Genomic DNA, 20,864 nt, shown 5'->3' with positions numbered 1-20,864 from the left:
ACGGTCACGTCCACGAGCAAACTGAGCCGGCGAACTGACTTGGCCGACCGCTGAGTCTGGCAACGAACCCTGCGAGACAGCGTCAAGCAGTGACGGATAACTTTCGTGCAAAAAACACGCTCTTCATAAAAAGCAAAAGCAACGCGGTCGCAGACTGCGTCGCCTCATGCCAAAGCCCACTTGCGCGGGTTGGAATCCAACGCCCGTCATGCAGCTATTTGCAATCTCTCCTTGCGGAACACCAGCCGCCATCCTTCATAGATCTCGATTGCTGCATATTCTGATTGCTCCAACATGCGTTCTGCTTCTTCGCGAGCAGATGCATCATCTGCCGACTTAAAGCCAATCACATGCCTAATGTGGTCGCTGACTGTCAGGAAATAAGCGCGATACGCAAGCATTTCACTCATAGATTCAGCCTCCCAACTGAAGAGCGGATTAGATGCAGTGCGCCATCCAGCCGTCCAGAAACATTTTTGAAACCTCAGTTGTGCAACGGCTCGCTCGAAACGCATATCGATCTAATGGATCCAAATAGAGAAGATTCTTGCCCGGCGGAAAATAGTTTCCGACGTGATCATTTGTTCAAAGGACTGCCTTGCGGACCGCCGTTATATCCATGTCGACGATGCAATGGCTAAGCTCAGCTGATCTCTTGGCAGTTCGTGCGCTCATCGGACGTGTGCGCGCCACGTGGAAGCTCTGACAGGGTCGAGTTCGAGACGCGCGCGCACCGTTCGGGGCGGCGGCGTCGCAAAGGCGGCCAGATGGGCGGTCCGGATTATTTCATCAGCCTGCGCGATGGCGCGGCTTGGCAAGCAGCACATTGGCAATCGTCCTATCGGCTGCGTGTCGGCTTTTGGAGCTGCTGATCTGTAGTGTCTAATTTGCGAGCTGAAGCGTTGCGATGCACCGGTACCTAAGTCACTTCTTGACCACGGCACAGACGATACGATCGCCGGCATTGCCGGCCGGCTGTGTGCTGTAGTCATCTGGGTCGGCGTGAATAATTAGTGCCGAGCCGTCGGCATCCAAAACGTTCGTCGGACCGGTGGTCAACGTGACATTGGGGTTCAGGACCTGTGCCCGGAGCTTGCCGTCGGCACCAACGAACTGGTTTGGCATGTCCCCGGCGTGCGAGCCGTGTTCAGCCATATAGCCATGTTGCTGCTGGGCTGGATCGAAGTGGCCACCCGCCGATTTGAAACCGTCGGCGCTGTCGCAGATACCGGTTTCGTGGATGTGGAATCCATGCTCTCCGTTGGGAATGCGCGATACATCGATGTCAATCAAGACACCGCTCGTTGTCTGTGTGAGTATCGCTTTGCCGATCTCTTGGCCCTGCGGGTTGAAGAAAGTCGCCACTGCCTGTTGTTGGGGCGTCTGGGCCACAGCCGCACTTGAGGCACAGAGAAAGCCAAGACTCAGAGCCGCTAATTTCGTTCTAGTCATTTCTGAACCTGTCCTTTCATCCTGGCTCTGCATCCGAGCATGACGGCTCTTGTGTGGGGTTACCTCGGATTTGCCTAGGGCATCCTGCTTCCGCCGTACCAGAAGTCGAGCGGCCGGCCGTGCGAGTCACGGCGCCCTCGAAGGAAATATGCCTCGACTGGTCCCTTACCTTTCAGATCGAGTGTGCCGCAAGCTTCGAAAGTGAACTTCTCGCGGAGTCTCGCGTAGGTGGCTGCAGAGACACTGATTTCATTGGGCGTGCCGTGGGATTCCATGCGGCTCGCCGTGTTCACCGTGTCGCCCCAAACATCGAAGATGAACTTATGCGTTCCGATGATGCCAGACACGACCGAACCGGTATGTATGCCGATTCTCAACTGGAGCGGTTCGCCAATCCGTTGGCTCGCCGCTTGCAGGGTATCGCGCATAGCCAGAGCCATATCGGCGACCGCTTCGGCGTGATCGGAACAGGGCGCAAGAAGGCCGCCGGCCAGCATGTATGCGTCCCCGATCGTCTTGATCTTCTCCAATCCGAATTGGACGGAGAGCCTATCAAAATCAGAGAACAGCACATTCAGGAGATGCACAAGGCTGGTCGCGGAGAGCCGCGCGGACAGATTGGTGAAGCCGACAAGATCAGCAAACAGTATCGTGGCGTCCGCAACATGATCGGCGATCACGCTTTCGCCTAGGTTGAGCCGGGCAACGATCGGTGCCGGCAATATGCTTAGAAGCAGTGCATCGGATCGATCTCGCTCGAACCGGAGCTGCTGCAGCATGATCTTCTCGCGGTCGCGGAGCCGCTTCTTCTCAAGGCACGCATTGACGCGTGCGCGAAGCAAAACGGGGTCGAACGGCTTGGCCAGATAATCCTCCGCACCCGCCTCGATGCAACGGACAGCACTCTCGATTTCCTTGAGAGCGGAGATCATCAGCACCGGGATCTCGTTGTGGCGCGGATCGCATTTAAGGCGCTCGAGCACCTCGTAGCCGCTCATCCCGGGCATCAGGAGGTCCAGGAGGATGAGGTCGAAGGGTTCCTGCTCGATGAGCGCAAGGGCGCTCTCCCCGGTTGCCGCCGTGACGACGTGATGCGCGTCGCGCGTTAATCGCCGCGAGAGCAGATCTCGGTTCGATTCATGATCGTCGACAACCAGGATTCGATAGGCATCCGGCTTGTCCGCGATGAGTTCACCGCTGCGCGGGCGGACGATCCGACCCAGTGCGGGGAACAGCGACGTCTCAGACTCGGCGATCGAGACCTCTTTACTCTCTCCGCTGGCGAATTCGACGAGGCCGTCAAGGCGGGTGAGCAGCCGCTTTGCTGCGTTCAGCAACTTCTGGAGGTCGTCGGCGAATGCGGCCGCCGGGGCCTCCAGTGCGTCCTCCAGCAGCATTTCGCCGTAGCCTTTGAGGGCGGTGAGGGGAGTCCGCAGATCGTGGCGCAGCTTGCTCTTGAACTCGTCGTAGTCGGAACCTCCGGCTCGCTTGCCCAGGGCGTCCGGATCGAGCAGATCATGAACCAGCCTCTGAAGGTCGAGCCCCGCCTGGCACATCTTTCGGAGATCGGCCGCGCAGTGCTCCAGGCCGCAACGGGGCGCATCCTCGATCAGAATCTCCGCATAGCCCACGATGGCGCTGACCGGAGCGCTGAAATCCTGACGGACATGTGCCAGGAGCGCGACCTTGAGGAAGTCGTCGGAGCGTCGGTCTGGCGCGTCGAGCATCGTTCGTTCCGGCCTCAACAGTTCCGTACGCTTTGCTATGGTTGCTTTCGCTCTAGCAACATGGCGATCTTCCCGAGCAGGCGCGGCAACTCAATGGGCTTGGTGTCGTAATCGTCGCATCCCGCTTCGATCGCCTTCTCGCGATCGCCGGCCATGGCGTGGGCGGTCAAGGCGATGACCGGGATTGATCGGGTTGCCTCCGACGCCTTCACTTGCCGCGTCGCCTCCCAGCCGTCGATGACCGGGAGACTCATGTCCATGATTATCAGATCAGGGTGCTCTCCAGAGGCCATCTCCACGGCCTGGCGGCCGTCGAGCGCCATCACGACTTCGTAGCCTTTGCGGACAAGCCGGCGAGAAAGCATGTCCCGGTTCATCTCGTTATCTTCGACCAACAGAATCTTCATCATAGCTACCTTACCCTGCTTGACGCCCACCGGGTGTTATTTGATCCTGCGGGCGCGGTATCGTCTGTTCATCCAAATGGCGCTGTACGCACTTGCGGATTGCGGCCACGAGTTCGTCATTCGAAGTTCCCTGTTTCGCCATGATCCGTTTTGTCCGGCCGGTCAGGACCGTAATTTCCTCCTGCGACAGCTGCTTGGCTGTCAGCACCACGACCGGTACGGTGCCGAGGTTGGGCCTCCGCTGCAGCTCTTCCAGAAATTCGAATCCATCCATGACCGGCATCATCAGATCGAGCAGAATCAGCGCCGGAGCACGATGGCCATCGAGCCACCGCAATCCCTCACGCCCGTTGCTCGCCTCGGCAACCCTAAGGCCGAGTTTCTCCAGCAGGCGCCGTGTGGCATGCCGGGTGCCCGAGTCATCTTCGACGATCAGGACAAGATCATCGCTGTTTGTCCTGTATTGCCGGAGCATGGACGTCAGGGCAAAGCGGTCAACCGGCTTGGTCATGAAATCCGAAGCACCGAGCGAGAACGCCAAGCCGCGGTCTTTCAGGACCGTCAGCATGATGACCGGAATCTCGCGCAGGATGGGGTCCGCCTTCAGCGCGACCAGGGTCGACCAGCCATCCATTCTGGGCATCAGCACATCGAGCGTGATCGCCTGGGGATGATGCGCGCGCGCCTGCTTCAGGGCTTCCTCGCCGGTGCGGGCATGGATCACCCGGTAGCCTTCTCGCCCCAGAGTCATGCTCAGGAGATCAAGGCACACCGGATCGTCGTCGACCACGAGGACGGTGCCTGCGCCATCAGCGACCCTCGCGACCCGCGGTTCGGGCGGCACCCCGCTCTCGACGGTTCCCCGGTCAGGGAGCGTGATGGTGAATGTCGAACCCTTGCCCGGCTCGCTTTCGACGGCAATGCTCCCGCCAAGCATGTCGCAGAAATGCTTCGTGATCGCGAGGCCAAGGCCGGTCCCACCGAACCGCTTTGTGGTCGTGGTGTCGACTTGCGTGAAAGCCCGGAACAGCTTGGTGGTTTCCGCGGCGCTCATGCCGATCCCTGTGTCCGACACGCGGAAACTGATGTTCGAGCCCACTGCGGTAGGCTGTCGCGAGACCACCAGGGTAATCCGGCCGCCGGTGGTGAACTTGCTGCTGTTCCCCAATAGATTCAGTATGCTCTGCTTGACCTTGGTCACATCCGATCGCATCCGGCCGATGTCCGCCGGACAAATCACCTCCAGCGCATTGCCGTTCTTGGCCGCCAGCGGCAGAATCATTGACTGGATCTCTCCGATCAAAGCAGCCACGTCGATATCTTCGAGATAGATGTCCATGCGCCCGGCCTCGATCTTGGACAGATCGAGTATGTCGTTGATCACGCCGAGCAGATGCCGGCCAGCCGTCTCGATCCTATCGATGTCCGGCAGCAAGTCCTGGAGGCCCTTGTCTCTGGCCTCCTCGTCCAGGATTTCGCTATAGCCGATGATGGCGTTGAGCGGCGTTCTGAGTTCATGGCTCATATTGGCCAGGAATGCGCTCTTGGTACGGTTGGCTTCAGTCGCCTGATCGCGGGCGACCTCGAGTCTCGCGACGAGGTCGGCCAGCTCGAGTTCGCGATGCTTCAAGGTACTAATATCGGCCCATGTCGTGACGATCCCTCCCTCGTGCGTACGATGAGAACCGACCCGCAGCCAAGTGTCATCGTCGAGCTGCAAATCTTCGTCGGCGACTCCGCTGCGGTGCGAAGCGAGCCGATGCGAGATCCAGGTGTCGTCATCATCGCTTGCGTCAGATGATCGCGCCCGTCGGCCTGCCAACACCCTGATCAACGTTTCGGATGTCACGCCCACCGCAACTTGATTCTCGAGCTTCAAGAGCTTGCCGAGACGCTCATTGAACATGATGAGCCGGTCCTCCTGGTCCCACAGGGCAAAGCCATCGGAGATGCTCTGGATCGCATCGCTCAATCGGTTTCGCGCCAGCTCGATCTCCGCCTGGGCCTGCCTCTGCTGAGTGATGTCTGTGTACATCGAGACGAAGCCGCCTGCGGGGACTGGATTTCGGCGGACCTCCAGCACGCGGCCATCGGGCAAGGTGCGGGCGCCCACATAGGGCTCGCCCAGGCTCGCAAGCCGCCTGCGCACCTGGTCTTCCGGATCTCCGGATCCAAAGTCTCCGCGCACCGCAAGATAGCGGATGAAATCGGCGAAAGTCGTGGCCTGCGTGAGCAGCGCGTCCGGAAGGTCGAGGAGGTTTCTGAACTGTTGGTTCCACGCCACCAGTTTTGCGTCGCCGTCGAACATCGAGACGCCCTGGGCCATATGATTGAACGTCACCTGGAGGATCTGGTTCGCCGCGGTCACCTCATCACGGGCCGCTTCGAGCCGCCTCAATGCCTGCTCGCGCTCGTCTGCCAGGCGATTCCGCTCGACCAGGCTCTCGCGGAACAGCGCCAAAGTGCGGGCCATTGCCGCCAGCTCGTCACGGCCGGGCAGCGATACCTCGATATCGGTGCGCCCGCTCGTAAGAGCTGCCATCGCTTGGCCTATCCGTCTAAGCGGCAGCACTATGGAGCGCAGGATGAGAATCGTTAGCCCGAGCGCGAAAAGACCGGCCGCAACGACGATCACCCAGGACACCCGAACGGCCTGGGCTGACCGTAATTGAGCCGCCTCGCTTGCCCGAGCTGCGTCGGCGCGCAACCGGGCAACCATTCGTTCCAGCTGGTCATCCACTGCCGTGACATGCACGCGCGCATCGGCCATGAGCATGTTGCCGATCACGCGACGATCATCCGTGTAAGCGTCTACTGCTTCGAAGGCGCGTGTCATAAGGCCGTCCACCTCCCGGCGAATAGCTGCGACGGCCGTGGGATCGTACGGCTCCAATGTAGTCAGGTGGGCATCGAACTGACGCCTCGCATCCCGCGCTTTCTGCTCAGACAGATTGAGCAGGCTGACTGCCAGGTCGGTGAGCCAGTATTTCAGATCACCGAACGATTTCTCGGCGGCGCTCGCGGTCTGCAGAACCTCGACATAGCGGGCCTCGGCGACAAGCGCGTCCGCGCCTTCTTTGATCCCTCTGTTCAGATAGATGCTGGTGGCGACGAGTATGACAATCAGGGCTGCCGAGAGCAGCATTAGACGGGCGGGAATGGAGAGTTGCGACATGCCGAAACCGCCAAACATTCAGGACGTTGTCATTGCTGCTGGCGGAACAGCGTGATGCTGATGACTCCACCGAGATCGCCTTCGCTCGCCCCTTCCTTCGGATAGCCGGTGATATCGACCTCGCCCTTTTCCTGCCCATGGCAGGAAAGGCATGAGGCCGTGTAATACTCCGGCACCATCACCCTAATGGCATCGCGCCCTTGATTTGGCTGCGCCTGGTAGAAAACTTCACCGCGGGTCCAGTTTGGACCCAGGAACTTTTCTTCGATGACTGATTGCTCCCACTCATCGGGCCTGGATTTGCGATTTCTTACCAGCTTGGGAGGTGCAGTAACCTTGATCAGCACCTCGGTGCCGATCTTCTCTTCCAGCCGCTCCGTTACCAAGCGCGCGAAAATCGCCGGGATGAAACCCTTGAAACCGACTCCTTTCTCGTTGATGAAGTTTTGGTTCTCGTTGACGACTTCCTTGATGGCAGCCATCTCGGATTGCAGCAGGCGGCCTCGGCGCGAAGCCGGCGAGATCGACCGCGGATCTATGCCGGTCGCCTTTCTGTAGTTTTCCACCGCCGCCTCCAGCACGACGTCGCCGGTCAGTCCTTTGTCTCCTCGGTTGGGATCGTTAATGAGCGCCTGGTTTCTGGAAATCACTTCTCTGCCGGCCTGAAGCATCTTCGCCAAGCTGAGGGCGATCGCCACTTCCTCCGACTCGTCAGCCCGCGTATGGCTGGCGAAAATCAGTGACGACATGATGATTACCGCACAGGCGATGGCGTACACACAGGCGCTCGGCCCTCGTAGGACCTGCGATCCAGTTGCCGCTGGCTCTCGGATGTTCATGTCCGAAGCCTCCCTGTTCTGGGACGAACCCTCGCGCCCGCGCCGCTTACGACGCTGACTTATGAGTTGGCGCTGGTGGAATTCGGCCACTATACGACACAGAGGGCAGGACAGCTATATCTTGAAGCCGTCCCACAGCGCTTTTAGCCGCCGAATGTGGCGCTGGCATGCCGTTCCTTTTGTTCTGCAACCCATATCCGGCGGTTAGTCGAGGCCAGGATCGGCGGCCAGTGTCATCCGTTAAGAGATCGCAGAACGTCCCTCCCCAGGTTGCATCCATGGGACTACAATCCGGACGCAGTAAGTCCATCTAACCAGAGCTGTCGCGTAAAGTCCGATGCATGACATGCGATCGCTCCGAATGACGATCGCCAAATAGATGCTCACGTGCCCGCCGGATTGTTCGACTAGGCCGTATACCATACTGAGCCCGAGCCTAGCCGTATAAAGCAACTAGTACCAAAGCTCCTGCCAAGTGACACTGTCGAAGCAGTAGCGACCTCCTGGCGTTGCGCTGTCTATGCTAACGCTCATTATGTTGTTCGCCTCGACGTGGACACGCCGACCGGTCGCGCTGCCACTCGAGTTTGGCCCAGACGACGATTCGCTGCGGAGAGCATTTCCACTCGAATCATGGGCTGTTACCGTTACTGCGCCGTAGCCAGGGGGAAGGGTTACCCAAACGTCGTCGGTGGACTGGCGGAGGGTGATGGTGGTTGGTCCGGTATAATTGGATGGACCGAACGGCACGCCTATCGGACAAACGACATTAGGTGGTGTATCGGTCATTGGGTCGTTGATCACGAAGACGCCATCCTGCCCATTGGAGGAAAACATCGTCACGCCGCGGGACGCGTATTGGGTCGTGATTACCCAAGGATCACTGGGTGACAAGGAGCCGCCGCCCCACTGGGGTACTGCAGTTCCGTCGGGAAGTTCCTCGAAATCGACGTGATGGTTGGTGCACGCCGTGACGAATAAGGCTACGAGCAGAATGGTGAGATTGCGCCAATTCATGGAAGCCCTCCCAAGCAGCAGGGCGCAACTTCGACTGAAATGCGCGAATGGCTAATTAGACGACCTATCGCCTTAACGGTCAATGGCGAGAATCTGGCACTCCGCGACTAAAGAACGTATCCTCGCAACGTCGGGGATAAGCGATGCGGAACGAGATTGGAGTGCGCGTTTCGGCGACGGTGCTGGCCACCGGCAGCACCATTTCACGCCAGCGGTTAGTGCCCAATACCCGACACGGCAGCCCCCGTCGCCCGGGCGGCGTGCCCAGCGGACGGAAACGGCGATCACTTCGGGACGAGTGCGTGACAGTTCGTGGCATACCGTGTCATCGCAAGTTCACGGAATGCTAAGCGTACAGCAGTTGCACTCCAGCCGAAGCGAGCGCGGCAGCCAGTGCTGGCGGCGGCGCCTGGTCAATCACGAGCAAATGGACGGCCGTGAGGGGCGCCACCTGCACCATGGAATGATGGCCAAACTTCTGCGCATCACAGAGCACCACAACGCGCTTCGCACGCTCCATGTATATACGCTTGATCTCCGTGTCCTCCGGCGAATAGTCGAACAGGCCGCTTTCAGTGATACCCGATACGCCAATGAAGGCGAGATCGAACCAGTAGCTTCGGATTTGGTTCGCAGTCGCGGAGCCATAGAGCGACAATTCCTTTCCGCGTACCCGCCCGCCTGGCAGGTACACTGAGTGTGGTGAGTCGGCGAGCAAGCCTGCGGCACGCAGGTTGTTCGTCACGATCTTGATCTCGCCCGCATCAATGAGACACCGCGCCAGTTCCAATGCCGAAGTGCCGACATCCAAGGCAATTGTGGCACCGCTTCTCACCAGCTTGGCAGCGGCGCGGGCGATTGCCACCTTCGCCCTGCTATTGCGGCGACGGCGCGCGTCGAAGGTAGGCTCATAGGCATCAAAGATCTCTGCCTGTCCGTTCCGCAGACTCATTGCGCCGCCATGCGTGCGCTTCAGTGCCTTCCGCTCTTCCAGTTCCACGAGGTCGCGACGTGCTGTGATCTCGGATACGCCAGTGGCGGCCGCAATCTCGCGGACCGTCAAGAAACCACGGCTGGCGAGCAACTCCAGAATGCGCGCTTGCCGGGGCCCAGGCTGATGAATGGGTCCCACGGGGTCTATCACCTCTCTCCACTCGAACCCGGTTTGATCATTTTCGATCGGAGACCTTTCCGCGCCGTTTACTCAATGTTCTAGCTTGCCACTACATCGCGCGCTCAGCATAATGATCGAAAATGATCATAAGGTCGAGAGGGAGGCGCAGTTGATTGACCTCCGCGGAAAGAGCGCGGTCGTGACCGGAGGCGCAACGGGCATCGGGCTGGGAATTGCACGCGCGCTGACGCGCGCGGGTGCCAGGGTCGCCATCGCGGATATCGACCATGCCGGGGCGGAGCGGGCCGCGGCGGAGATCGGTCGTGGCGCATTCGGCATTCCTATCGATGTGCGCCAGCGGGCGAGTGTCGAGAAGGCGTTCGCGACGGTCGTGGAACGGTTCGGCGGATATCAGATCCTCTGCGCCAATGCAGGCGTCTCGACCATGAACCTGGTCGTCGACCTGACAGACGAGGAGTGGGACTTCAATTTCGACGTCAATGCGCGCGGTGTGTTTCTGACAAATCAGTGCGCCGTCCGGTATTTCCTGCAGACAGGCACGAAAGGTGCGATCGTCAATACTGCTTCGCTCGCCGCGAAGTGGGGCGCTCCCTGGCTTGCCCACTACTCGGCCAGCAAGTTTGCGGTGATGGGATTCACGCAGGCTCTGGCACGAGAAGTCGCGGCCCAAGGCATCCGCGTGAACTGCGTCTGCCCCGGCTTCGTCAAGACGGGCATGCAGTCGCGTGAAGTTGAGTGGGAAGCAAAGCTTCGCAACATGGCGCCACAGCAGGTGATCGATGACTATATTGGGCAGACACCGCTTGGGCGATTGGAGGAGCCTGAGGACGTCGCGGCGGCTGTGCTGTTTCTGTGCAGCGATCTGTCTGGATTTATCACCGGTGAAGCGCTGAATGTCACCGGAGGGGTGAGGATGGATTGAACCCTATGAAGCGCCTCGCCCGTTCAATCGCCCCTCATCTCGTGCTGGTGGTGTTCTCGGCGATTATCGTGCTGCCGCTCCTCTGGGTGGTACGCGTCAGCCTGACAGACAAGCTGACCGCCTACAAGATACCCCCGGAAATCGGCTCGATCGGGTCCATGAACTACTCCGCCATCTTCACCAGCTATCCCTTTACGACCTGGTTCTTCAACAGCCTGATCGTAGCGCTGATCACCACGATGATCGCGCTGCCTCTGGCGACGGCGCTCGCCTATGTGTTTGCGCGATGGAACACGGGCGGCGTGGCTCTGCGGCTTGGCGTGCTGGCAAGCCAGATGCTGCCACCGATCATCCTGGTGCTGCCGCTGTTTGCCATGTTCCTGATGGCGGGTCTCATGCAAAGCCGCATCAGCCTCATCATTGCGCATCTGACGATTTGTCTGCCGTTTCTGTCCTGGATGCTCGTCTCCTTCTTCGAAGGCGATGTCGCGCGATTGGAGGAGGCGGCGCGGGTCGATGGCGCCACGCGCTGGCAGGCCTTCATCAAGATTGCGGTGCCGGTAGCAGCGCCAGGCCTGCTCGCGGCCGGATTGCTGGGCTTCATCCTCTCCTGGAATGAGTTCCTGTTCGCCCTAGTCTTGAGCGGCCCGGATACGCAGACCCTTCCGGTCGGTCTCGCTGGCCTGGAGACGCATGCTGGCGTGGAGATCGCGCCTCTGGCAGCGGCAACGGTCGTATCGCTGTTGCCAGTGTTTCTGCTTTTGCCCTTCCTGCGCAAGCACCTGATCAAGGGGCTGTCGCTGGGGGCTCTGAAGTGATCAAAAAAAACGAACAACCTAGAGGAGGCATGACCATGATTACGCGTCGAGTGCTGCTGGGCAGCGCGCTGGCTATCGGCTTTGCGTTTCCGGCTTATGCCGAAACGCTCAATGTCCTGATGGAGGGCGTGCCAGATACAGAATTCGTCAAGCAGGTGCTGCCGGAGTTCGAGGCTGCAACCGGTCACAAGGTGAATCTCGAAGTCGTGAATTACGCCGAAATGCACACCAAGCTCGTGCCGCAATTGGTGGCGCCGAAGGGCAGCTATTCGGTGATTGTCGTCGACTTCTACTGGGTCGGCGAATTCACCAAGGCCGGCTGGCTGCAGCCGCTCGATGACCGGATCAAGGCCGACAACGTTGACACGTCGGTCTACATTCCCGCGCTCATGGATCTGGTCGGCAAGGTCGACGGCGTCACCTACATGCTGCCCTTCTACAACTACGCGATGGGCCTCACCTATCGCACCGACCTCTTGGCTGATCCGAAGAACCAAGAGGCTTTCAAAGCCAAATACGGCATGGACCTGCAGCCGCCGAAGACTTGGGACGAATATCTAAAGCAGATGGAGTTCTTCACCAGGGACGGCATGCACGGCGTGGTCAATCAAGGCCTGCGCCCCGATCCGATCGCCATGGAATGGTCCAACTACCTGTTTGCGAACGGCGCCGAGTACCACGACGCCAACTGGAATCCGACCTTCAACAACGAGAAGGGCGTGAAGGCCGTCCAGCAATATGCCGATGCGATCGACAAGTATGGCCCGGTTGGCTCGGCCAGCTTCTCGTTCGACGAGGCTTTCAACGTTATGGCGCAGGGCAAGGCCTACAGCTACATCACTTATAATTTCTTCCGGACTGCCTATGACGACCCTTCGAAATCCTCCGTGGTGGGGAAGGTGGAGATCATGCCGGTGCCGGGGCCGACGGCGGACACGGGCGGCAGCCTCAATGGCGCCTGGGGCTGGGCCATCCCCAAATCCTCGCCGAATCCCGACGCCGCCTGGGAGTTCATCAAGTGGGTCGAGAGCCCGGAAATCGCCAAGAAGCGTGCATTGCTGGGAGGCTCGCCGACCCGCACCGACGTATTCGAAGATCCCGAGCTGAACCAGAAATACCCTTACGCCCAGGCGCTGAAGAGCATGCTGCTGACGTCACATAATTTCCCGGTCTTCACCTATACGCCGCAACTGGTCGAAGTCCTGGGTCGCGAGTTGAGCCTTGCCGTCGCGGGCGAAAAATCCGCGCAGGATGCCTTGACGCAGATTGAGAAGGAGTTCGTCGACCTCGCCAAGAAGGACGGCAAGCTGAAGTGACGAGCCGCGATCTCCAGATCCGCGCGCTCCCGTCGTTGTGGGCCAGCCATGACGAGGAGGAGCGCGCATGATTGAAAGCGCACATGCCCTCACGCTGACCGACCGCCGCGACCGGCGGTTCGGTTGGCTGATGGCCTCGCCGAGTCTCGCACTGCTGTTCCTGGTGATTCTTTTTCCAGTATTCTGGGCATTCTACACCAGCCTGCACGATTACACGCTGATCAGTCCCAATTTCGACACCTTTACCGGTTCAGCCAATTTCATCAAAGCCGCGGAGGATGGCCAATTCCGACATTCGCTGTGGCTGACGACTTTCTTCGTCGTCGCTGTCGTCCTGCTGGAATTCCTGCTTGGGTTTCTGGTGGCCCTCGCGCTCAACAAAGTGGAGCGCTTCAAGGCGATCTATTACGCGATTTTGCTATGCCCGCTGCTGATGAACCCCGTCATCGTGGGCCTCATCTGGCGCATGTTCCTGCATCCGAATCTCGGTATCGTGAACTACCTGCTGTCGGTCGTCGGGATCGCGCCGGTCAACTGGCTGGGCAGTACCAAGATCGCGATCTGGACCGTCATCATGGTCGATATCTGGCACCAGGTTTCGTTCATGATTGTGCTGCTGCTCGCGGGTCTGTCGGCCCTGCCGAGGGAGCCTTATGAAGCGGCGCGCGTCGACGGCGCGAGCCCGTTGCAGTGCTTCTGGCGCATCACCGTTCCATTGATGCGGCCGGTCATCATCGTGACGCTGCTGATCCGGCTCATTTTCGCTGTCAAGACCTACGATCTCATCTACATCATGACGCGCGGCGGACCGGGGATCTCCACCGACTTCATCAGCTACTTCATCTACCGGACCGCCTTCGTGTCGCTGAATATCGGCGAAGCCTCGGCAATGTCCATCATTCTACTCGGCATCATTCTTGCCCTGACCGTCTACCTCTACCGTTATATGCGTTCACTGACCTGAAAGTCTCATGGCCGACATCGTCCTAGACCGCGTGAGCAAGATCTATCCGAACGGCGTTCCGGCCGTGCGCGAGGTGTCGCTCGACATCAAGGATGGCGAGTTCATGATCTTTCTGGGCCCGTCCGGATGCGGCAAGTCCACGACCCTGCGCATGATCGCCGGGCTCGAATCGATCTCGGCGGGACAGCTATCGATCGGCGGAGAACGGATGAACGATGTCGATCCTGCGGACCGGAACATCGCCATCGTCTTCCAGAACTATGCCCTTTATCCACATATGAGTGTCGCTGGCAATCTCGGCTTCGGACTGCAGTTGCGTCATGTGCCCAAAGCCGAGATCGACCGGCGCATCAAGGACATTGCCACGATGCTCGGCATCACGGAGCTGCTGAGCCGGAAGCCGGCACAGCTGTCCGGCGGCCAGCGGCAACGCGTTGCCCTCGGACGGGCGCTCGTGCGCGATCCCAAGGCGTTCCTTCTGGACGAGCCACTGTCCAACCTTGATGCCAAGCTCAGAGCATCAATGCGGACCGAACTCATCAAGCTGCATCAGAAGCTCGGCACGACCATCGTCCACGTGACCCACGACCAAGTCGAAGCGATGACCATGGGGCAGCGTATCTGCATCATGAAGGATGGCGAGATCGTGCAAGTCGGTGCGCCGATGGAGGTCTATCGCAACCCCGCCAACACCTTCGTCGCAGGGTTTCTCGCCAGCCCGCCGATGAACCTGGTTTCGGGCAGGCTCGAGCACGATCAGGCCGGCCTCGCCGCGGTTGCCGGTACTGCGCGGTTCGTCCTGCCGCCCGCCTTGCGCGATGGCTATGCCGCGCAGTCCGGCAATGCGGTTACGCTCGGGCTGCGGCCGGAGGATTTCCATCTGTCCCGCGGCAATGTGAAGCTGTCCCAAGCCGTGCCTGTCGCCACGGTCGCGACGGAGGTGCTGGGGCCTGAAGTCATTCTGGTCTGCGAGTTGGGCGGGAACGGCGGGCCCGAGGTCATGGTCCGTTGCCCGCGTGATTTCTCAGCCTCGCCCGGCCAGCCGCTCACCCTGCATTACGATCTCAGCCAGATTCACCTGTTCGACAAGACCACGGGCAAGGTCCTTAGCCGACCGAGCCTCATCTGATTGGAGACTGACTCATGGAATTGAAGGCCGTGTTCGGCCACGACAAGCCGATTGTCGCGATGGTCCATCTGCCACCGCTGCCGGGCTCGCCGCTCTATGACCCGAAGGGTGGCATGCAGAAGATCGTGGATTCCTGCGCGAAGGATCTCGAAGCCCTGCAGACGGGCGGAGTCGACGCGGTCATGTTCGGGAATGAGGGCGATCGCCCCTATCTTCTGAAGGCCTCGCCGTCGACCCTCGCTGCGATGGCTTTCGCGATCGGCGAGCTGAAGCGGCTCATCAAGATGCCGTTTGGCGTCAACTATCTGTGGGATCCGGTTGCGACCGTCGCCCTTGCCGTTGCCAGTGGTGCCAAGTTCGCGCGCGAGATCTTCACTGGCATCTATGATTCCGACATGGGGTTGTGGGCGCCGGATGCCGCGAGTGCGCTGCGCCTGCGCACGGATTGCCATCGCCAGGATCTGGTGCTGATGTACAATATCAATGCGGAGTTCGCATCGCCGATCGGAGATCGTCCCATTGCGCAGCGCGCGAAGAGCGCCGTGTTCTCATCGCTCGCGGACATCATCCTGGTCTCAGGCCCGATGACGGGACAGGCGGCAGAAACGGCCGATCTCAAGCTCGTCAAGGATGCCATCCCGACGACGCCGGTTTTTGCCAATACCGGCGTCAATATCGACAACGTGGCCGACGTGCTCAGGATCGCGGACGGCGCGATTATCGGGACGCATTTCAAGGTTGATGGGAATACCTGGAATGCGGTGGATCGGTCGCGTGTCGAGCGCTTCATGGACAAAGTGCGTAAGCTGCGATAGCCGCCATGGCCCTGCTGCTCGGGCTCGACATCGGGACGACCTCGACGATCGGCATCATTATTGACGACGAGGGTGGGACGCGCGCGGTCGAGAGCCGGCCGGTTACCTTCCATTCCGATCAGGCCAATTGGGCGGAAGAGGATCCGGAGGAGTGGTGGCGTAATGTCGGCGAGATCTGCCGCGCCCTGACCGCCCGGATTGGCCGCAGCGGAGACATCTCAGCAGTGGGCGTCACGGGCATGTTGCCCGCCGTCATTCTGCTCGATCAGGATAGACGTCCCCTGCGGCGCTCCATCCAGCAGAACGATGCGCGCGCGATCGCGGAACTTGATCGCTGCCGCAATATGATGGAGGAAGCCGAGTTCCTGTCCTTGACAGGGACCGGATACAGCCAGCAGCTCGTCGGGCCGAAGCTGATGTGGCTGCGGGCTCATGAGCCGGAGCGTTTCGCGCAGGCCAGATATGTCTTGGGTGCTTCGGACTACATTACTTATCGCCTCTCGGGCAGCTTGCAGGTCGAGCACAACTGGGCACTCGAGTCGGGCTTCGTCAACATCGCAACGGGTGCCTATGATGATCGCCTGGTCCAGCTCGCTGGGCTTGATCGCGAGCTGCTGCCGCCGATCCGCAAGAGTCACCAAGTTGTGGGTGCCGTGACGCCGGAAGCGGCGCGTCACACCGGGCTGCGTGCCGGAACGCCGGTGGTCGCGGGCTGCGCCGATCATGTCGCGTCGGCATTTGTCTGTGGAGCCGCACGCAACGGCGATCTGGTGATCAAGTTCGGGGGAGCAGGGGACATCCTGCTGTCTTCGGATCGGCCGATCTCGGATCGCCGGCTGTTCATCGACTACCATATCGTTCCGGGACTCTACTTCCCGAACGGCTGCATGGCGGCGAGTGGGACATTCCTCAACTGGATCGTCCGAAGCTGGGCGGGCGGCGAGCTCGAAGCCGCGCGCGCCGCCGGTCTCGGGATCCATCAGTGGCTGGATCGAAAGGCAGCAGATGTCCCGGCGGAGAGCGAGCTGCTCTTCCTACCCTACGTGCTGGGCGAGAAGACCCCGCTGATGGACCCTCATGCGCGCGGAACGCTGGTGGGACTGGGGTTGCACCACGACCTGCGGCACGTCTGGCGTGCCGCGCTCGAAGGCGTCGTGTTTGGCTTCCGGCATCACGTCGAGGTATTCGCCGAGCGCGGGCTGACGGTGCGGCAGATCTTCGCTGCCGATGGCGGCGCTGCGAGCGACTTGTGGCTGCAGATTGCCGCCGATGTCCTGCAAAGGCCGATAACCCGCATCGACCGACATCCGGGCTCCAGTCTGGGCGCCGCTTTCGTGGCGGGTATGGGCGCCGGCATTCTCAAAGACTGGTCGGATGTGAGCCGTTACGTCGCGGCCGGTCGGGTCTTCCAGCCGGACCGAAGTGCTGCAGGCATTCTTGCTGAGAAGTTCGATCTGTGGCGCGAGAGCTACAGCCGTCTTCGAACAATGTTTCCGCGGCTGGGTGCCATCCAGCGCATCGACCAAAACGCATCTTAGATCAGGGTTCACTGTCTTGCGGCTAGTTCACGTGCTTAGAACGCGCCGTTCACCGCGGCGTTGTCGAGAGTTCACCAAGGGAAGGGCCGGCGGCAGCGGTCCGCCGCTAGAATGTGGCAGACGTTCCGCCATCGACCATGAGGATTTGCCCGGTCACATAGCGCGAATCATCGGAGCAGAGAAAGAAAGCCGGGCCTGCCATGTCCTCCGGCTCCGCATACCGCCGCAGGGGGATGCGGCCATATTTCACGTAGATATCGCGGAACCAGTCGGAATCGTATTCATGTGAGCCATCCGGCAGGATGGACATTGGTGTGTTGACAAAACCCGGTGCGAGTGAATTGACCATGATGCCGTGCGGCGCCAGATCGGCCGCGAGCGCGCGCGTGAAATTGACGATCGCGCCCTTGGCGGTGGAATAAGGGATCGCGTCGGGCCAGCCGCGCACACCCATGATCGACGCGATGTTGACGATCCGCTTGCCGTCCTTCGCCTTCTTGAGGAGCGGCACAAAGGCGAGGCACATGCGCACGGCGCCGTCCTGGTTGACGCGGATCACCTCGTGATAGCGCGCCATGGTCATCCTCTCGATGCCCGTCCCGTCAGAGATGGCGGCATTGTTGACCAGGATCTCGCACCGGCCGTATTGCGCGTCGATCGCGGCGGCCAGGGCGGCGACGCTGGTGTCGTCGCCGATATCGACGCGGTGGGCGGCGACGGTTCCGCCGGCCTGTGCGATACGCTGTGCCACCTCGCGCGCAAGCGCTTCGTTGATATCCGCGATTACGACCGTCGCACCCTCTTGTGCCAAGCGGCTGGCGATGGCAAAGCCGATCCCCTGCGCGCCGCCGGTCACCACGGCGATCCGGCCTTTTAGTCTCTGTCCCGCGTTCGTATTCATGTCTAATCCTCCTCAGGCTCTCCCTTGGGGCGCAGCAGGGACGCGGCGGCCAGCGCCAGCGCCATCGAAACCAGCAGAACGAGTGTGACCAGCGCGTTGATTTCGGGCGTGAAGCCGACGCGCATCATGGCCCACAGGCGCAATGGCAAGGTCATCTCATTGCCGGCCACGAAGCTGCTGATCAGCGTTTCGTCGAACGACAAGGTCAGCGCCAGCAGCGCGCCGGTCAAAATCGAGGAGGCCAGATGCGGCAGCAGCACGTAACGCAGGGTCTGCCACCGGCTCGCCCCCAAATCGAACGAGGCCTCGATGAGCGTCGGCGGCAGGGCCTGCAGCCGCGTCAGGACGAGGCGATACGCCACCGCCAGCACGAAGATCGTGTGGCCGATGATGATGGTCAGCACGCTGCGATCCATATCCGCATTGGCCGAGGCGACGAGCAGGGCGAGCCCGGTGACGATCGGCGGCAACAGGAACGGCAGGTAGATCAGCAGCGTCAATGCGGTGCGGGCAATCGCGCCATGCCACTCGGTGTAGAGCGCCAGCAGGACCGCCAGGATCGAAGCAATCCCCGCCGAGCAGATCGCCACGATTGCGGTGTTCGCCAGCGCATCGATCACGCTGGCGTTCGACCAGAGGGTCACATAATGCCGGAATGTGAAAGTCTCCCATAGGATCTCGCCCCGGCGGATCTCCACCACGGAAAACACGGCGCTGACCAGGATGGGCGCGTAAAGCACCAGCAGTACCAGCACCGTGACGGCGCAGGTGGCATATTCGGCGATGCGGTCTCCGCGCGTACGCAGCATGACTACACCCGGCGCCTGCTGGCGGCGTAGCCGGCCGCGACGATGAGCAGAAGAGCTACCAGCAGCAGGATCGCAGCCATCGACGCGCCGAACGGCCAGTCGAAAGCAAGCCCGAACTGGGAGAAGATGACACGGCCTATGGTGAAACCGGTGGTGCCGCCCACCATCTGCGGTGTGATGAAATCGCCCAGCGCGAGGACGAAGGCGAACAGGGCGCCGGCGATGGTGCCCGGCATCGACAGCGGAAGTACCACACGGCGAAAGGTATCCCATCCGCCGGCGCCAAGATCGGTCGATGCCTGAAGCAGCGAGCGTGGAATGCGCTCGAGGCTTAGGAAGATGGGCAGCACGACATAGGGGAGGTAGATCACCGTCATGGTGATCAGCACGGCTCTCTGATTGTAGAGGAATACCTGGCTCGGCTGCTCCAGGATGCCAAGTGACACGAGCGCCTGATTGACCAGGCCATTGAGGCCCAGCATGGAGCGGAGCGTGTAGAGCTTTACGATGTAACTCATGAAGAGGGGCAGCGCCGCAAGTTGCAGCAGGGCGTAGCGCTTCCAGCTCTTCTGCCGCCAGATGTACCAGGCGATGGGATAGCCGACGATCAGCGACAACAGCACGACTTCCAGGCACAGCCACAGGGTGCCGAGGAATGTGCTGAGATACGTCCAGTTGCCGAGGAAATTGACATAGTTCTGCAGCGTCCAGTCATAGATGATCCGGTGTTTCTCGGCACGCGCCACGGACATCACGAGGAAAGAGCCCAGCGGCACCAGGATGACGACCGCGGGCAGCGCCGCGACCGCGGCGAAGATCAGCCCGCGCAGGCCCCTCGTCGGCATGGTCAAGCCGGCACGACCACGGCATCCGCCGGGTCGTAGGTGACGGTGACGCGCTGGCCGACCTCCGGCATCTGTGCGCGGAAGTCGCTTGCCAGGCGCACGTCGAGGCGGAGATGTGGTGCGGCGCTCGCCCGCAGGAGCAGGCGCGTGGAGGCACCGCCGAAAACGATTTCCTCCACGTCAGCGGCAATAGCTGCCTCGCCATTACCGAGGCGCAGTGCTTCCGGCCGTACTGCCAACAGCACGCTGGTGCCGGGTGACAGCCCGTCGGCTGCTGCGACAGGTAACGAGCCCAAGGGCGTCTCTACCCGTGCAGCGACCGATAATGTGCCGCCGATGAGATTGTTGTCGCCGAAGAAGCCCGCCACGAACCGCGTGCGCGGTTGGTAGTAGAGCTCCTTCGGAGTCCCGAGTTGCTCGAGCCTGCCCTGGTCCATCACCACGATGCGGTCGGACATGGTGATCGCTTCATCCTGGTCGTGCGTGACGAAGACGAACGTGGTGCGGATACGCCGCTGTGTCTGCTTGAGGAACAGCTGCATCTGCCGCCGCAATCCGGCGTCGAGCGCCGCAAGCGGCTCGTCCAGCAGTATGACTCTTGGCTCGCAGACCATTGCTCGGGCCAGGGCAACGCGCTGCCGCTGCCCACCCGAGAGTTGCGCCGGATAGCGATCACGAAACTCCGTCAGCCCGACGATCTCCAGGGTCTCGTCGACCAGCTTCTTGGACTTCACCGGGTCGCGCCGCTGGACCAGCGGCCCGTAGCCGGCATTCTGCGCTACGGTCATGTGGGGAAAGAGGGCATAGTCCTGGAACACGGTATTGAATGGCCGCTTGTTGGCGGGGAGGCGGGTGATGTCGGCGCCCTCGAACAGGATGGTGCCGCCATCCGCCGCGGCAAAGCCGCCGATCAGGCGCAGCACGGTGGTCTTGCCGGAGCCGGACGGACCAAGCAGCGTCAGGAACTCTCCATCGGCAATCTCGAGCGAGAAAGACGGCAGAACCTCGATCGACCCATAGACCTTCCGGACCTTCCGGAGCTCAAGGCTCATCGC

The 20,864-nt window shown here is 60.9% G+C and carries 19 protein-coding genes; 7 read left to right on the top strand and 12 right to left on the bottom strand.

What is annotated here, in order from left to right:
• Nucleotides 1-206: 206 nt before the first annotated feature.
• The 8 genes from DTX69_RS25220 to DTX69_RS25190 form a co-directional block, all read right to left on the bottom strand.
• Nucleotides 207-410: a hypothetical protein gene (locus DTX69_RS25220; RefSeq protein ID WP_162917549.1), complete on the bottom strand. Its 204-nt coding sequence runs from the start codon at nucleotides 408-410 to the stop codon at nucleotides 207-209.
• A 514-nt stretch (nucleotides 411-924) separates the two neighbouring features.
• Entirely contained in the window at nucleotides 925-1,452 is a 528-nt protein-coding gene (locus tag DTX69_RS25215; RefSeq protein ID WP_119304380.1) for a superoxide dismutase family protein, read from the bottom strand.
• Between the two features lie 74 nt (nucleotides 1,453-1,526).
• Nucleotides 1,527-3,083, bottom strand: a complete 1,557-nt coding sequence (locus DTX69_RS25210) for an adenylate/guanylate cyclase domain-containing protein (protein WP_284736062.1) — start codon at nucleotides 3,081-3,083, stop codon at nucleotides 1,527-1,529.
• A gap of 131 nt (nucleotides 3,084-3,214) precedes the next feature.
• Nucleotides 3,215-3,616, bottom strand: coding sequence for a response regulator (locus tag DTX69_RS25205; RefSeq protein WP_284736061.1), 402 nt, complete (start codon nucleotides 3,614-3,616; stop codon nucleotides 3,215-3,217).
• Nucleotides 3,597-6,779: a PAS-domain containing protein gene (locus DTX69_RS25200; protein ID WP_119304352.1), complete on the bottom strand. Its 3,183-nt coding sequence runs from the start codon at nucleotides 6,777-6,779 to the stop codon at nucleotides 3,597-3,599. Before DTX69_RS25200 ends, DTX69_RS25205 begins: the two co-directional genes overlap by 20 nt.
• An 11-nt stretch (nucleotides 6,780-6,790) precedes the next feature.
• On the bottom strand, nucleotides 6,791-7,600 hold the full coding sequence (locus DTX69_RS25195) for a Tll0287-like domain-containing protein (protein ID WP_284736060.1): 810 nt from the start codon (nucleotides 7,598-7,600) through the stop codon (nucleotides 6,791-6,793).
• Between the two features lie 453 nt (nucleotides 7,601-8,053).
• Entirely contained in the window at nucleotides 8,054-8,617 is a 564-nt protein-coding gene (locus DTX69_RS30395; RefSeq protein ID WP_162917548.1) for a hypothetical protein, read from the bottom strand.
• Nucleotides 8,618-8,963: 346 nt separating this feature from the next.
• Nucleotides 8,964-9,749, bottom strand: a complete 786-nt coding sequence (locus tag DTX69_RS25190) for a DeoR/GlpR family DNA-binding transcription regulator (protein ID WP_284736059.1) — start codon at nucleotides 9,747-9,749, stop codon at nucleotides 8,964-8,966.
• 151 nt (nucleotides 9,750-9,900) lie between these two features.
• On the opposite strand from DTX69_RS25190, the gene DTX69_RS25185 reads away from it, so the two are divergent.
• From DTX69_RS25185 to DTX69_RS25155, 7 genes are all read left to right on the top strand, one after another.
• On the top strand, nucleotides 9,901-10,674 hold the full coding sequence (locus DTX69_RS25185; RefSeq protein WP_284736058.1) for an SDR family NAD(P)-dependent oxidoreductase: 774 nt from the start codon (nucleotides 9,901-9,903) through the stop codon (nucleotides 10,672-10,674).
• A 5-nt stretch (nucleotides 10,675-10,679) separates the two neighbouring features.
• Nucleotides 10,680-11,492, top strand: coding sequence for a carbohydrate ABC transporter permease (locus DTX69_RS25180; RefSeq protein WP_119304348.1), 813 nt, complete (start codon nucleotides 10,680-10,682; stop codon nucleotides 11,490-11,492).
• Nucleotides 11,493-11,527: 35 nt separating this feature from the next.
• The gene (locus DTX69_RS25175; RefSeq protein ID WP_284736057.1) at nucleotides 11,528-12,808 is read left to right on the top strand and encodes an ABC transporter substrate-binding protein; all 1,281 of its coding nucleotides are present in this window, start codon (nucleotides 11,528-11,530) and stop codon (nucleotides 12,806-12,808) included.
• A 67-nt stretch (nucleotides 12,809-12,875) separates the two neighbouring features.
• Nucleotides 12,876-13,772, top strand: a complete 897-nt coding sequence (locus tag DTX69_RS25170; protein ID WP_119304347.1) for a carbohydrate ABC transporter permease — start codon at nucleotides 12,876-12,878, stop codon at nucleotides 13,770-13,772.
• 7 nt (nucleotides 13,773-13,779) lie between these two features.
• Nucleotides 13,780-14,901, top strand: a complete 1,122-nt coding sequence (locus tag DTX69_RS25165) for an ABC transporter ATP-binding protein (RefSeq protein WP_119304346.1) — start codon at nucleotides 13,780-13,782, stop codon at nucleotides 14,899-14,901.
• A 14-nt stretch (nucleotides 14,902-14,915) separates the two neighbouring features.
• Entirely contained in the window at nucleotides 14,916-15,716 is an 801-nt protein-coding gene (locus DTX69_RS25160) for a BtpA/SgcQ family protein (RefSeq protein ID WP_119304345.1), read from the top strand.
• Nucleotides 15,717-15,721: 5 nt separating this feature from the next.
• Nucleotides 15,722-17,254 (top strand): FGGY-family carbohydrate kinase, encoded by a 1,533-nt coding sequence (locus DTX69_RS25155; protein ID WP_119304344.1) that lies wholly within the window; start codon nucleotides 15,722-15,724, stop codon nucleotides 17,252-17,254.
• A gap of 106 nt (nucleotides 17,255-17,360) precedes the next feature.
• Here the strand turns inward: DTX69_RS25155 and DTX69_RS25150 are convergent, their stop codons facing one another.
• Genes DTX69_RS25150 through DTX69_RS25135 form a run of 4 tightly spaced genes read right to left on the bottom strand, consistent with a single transcriptional unit; the run spans nucleotide 17,361 to nucleotide 20,861 of the window.
• Nucleotides 17,361-18,155, bottom strand: coding sequence for an SDR family NAD(P)-dependent oxidoreductase (locus tag DTX69_RS25150; protein ID WP_119304343.1), 795 nt, complete (start codon nucleotides 18,153-18,155; stop codon nucleotides 17,361-17,363).
• Nucleotides 18,156-18,157: 2 nt separating this feature from the next.
• Nucleotides 18,158-18,964 carry an ABC transporter permease gene (locus DTX69_RS25145; protein WP_119304342.1) on the bottom strand — a complete coding sequence of 269 codons (807 nt, stop codon included), beginning with the start codon at nucleotides 18,962-18,964 and terminating at the stop codon, nucleotides 18,158-18,160.
• A gap of 2 nt (nucleotides 18,965-18,966) precedes the next feature.
• Nucleotides 18,967-19,809 carry an ABC transporter permease gene (locus tag DTX69_RS25140; protein ID WP_119304341.1) on the bottom strand — a complete coding sequence of 281 codons (843 nt, stop codon included), beginning with the start codon at nucleotides 19,807-19,809 and terminating at the stop codon, nucleotides 18,967-18,969.
• Between the two features lie 2 nt (nucleotides 19,810-19,811).
• Nucleotides 19,812-20,861 carry an ABC transporter ATP-binding protein gene (locus DTX69_RS25135; protein WP_119304340.1) on the bottom strand — a complete coding sequence of 350 codons (1,050 nt, stop codon included), beginning with the start codon at nucleotides 20,859-20,861 and terminating at the stop codon, nucleotides 19,812-19,814.
• Nucleotides 20,862-20,864: the final 3 nt, after the last annotated feature.

The organism is Dongia deserti (assembly GCF_003574735.1).
GTDB lineage: Bacteria > Pseudomonadota > Alphaproteobacteria > Dongiales > Dongiaceae > Dongia_A > Dongia_A deserti.
Note: the sequence above shows the minus strand (reverse complement) of the source record. Positions and strands in the feature narration are given on the sequence as shown.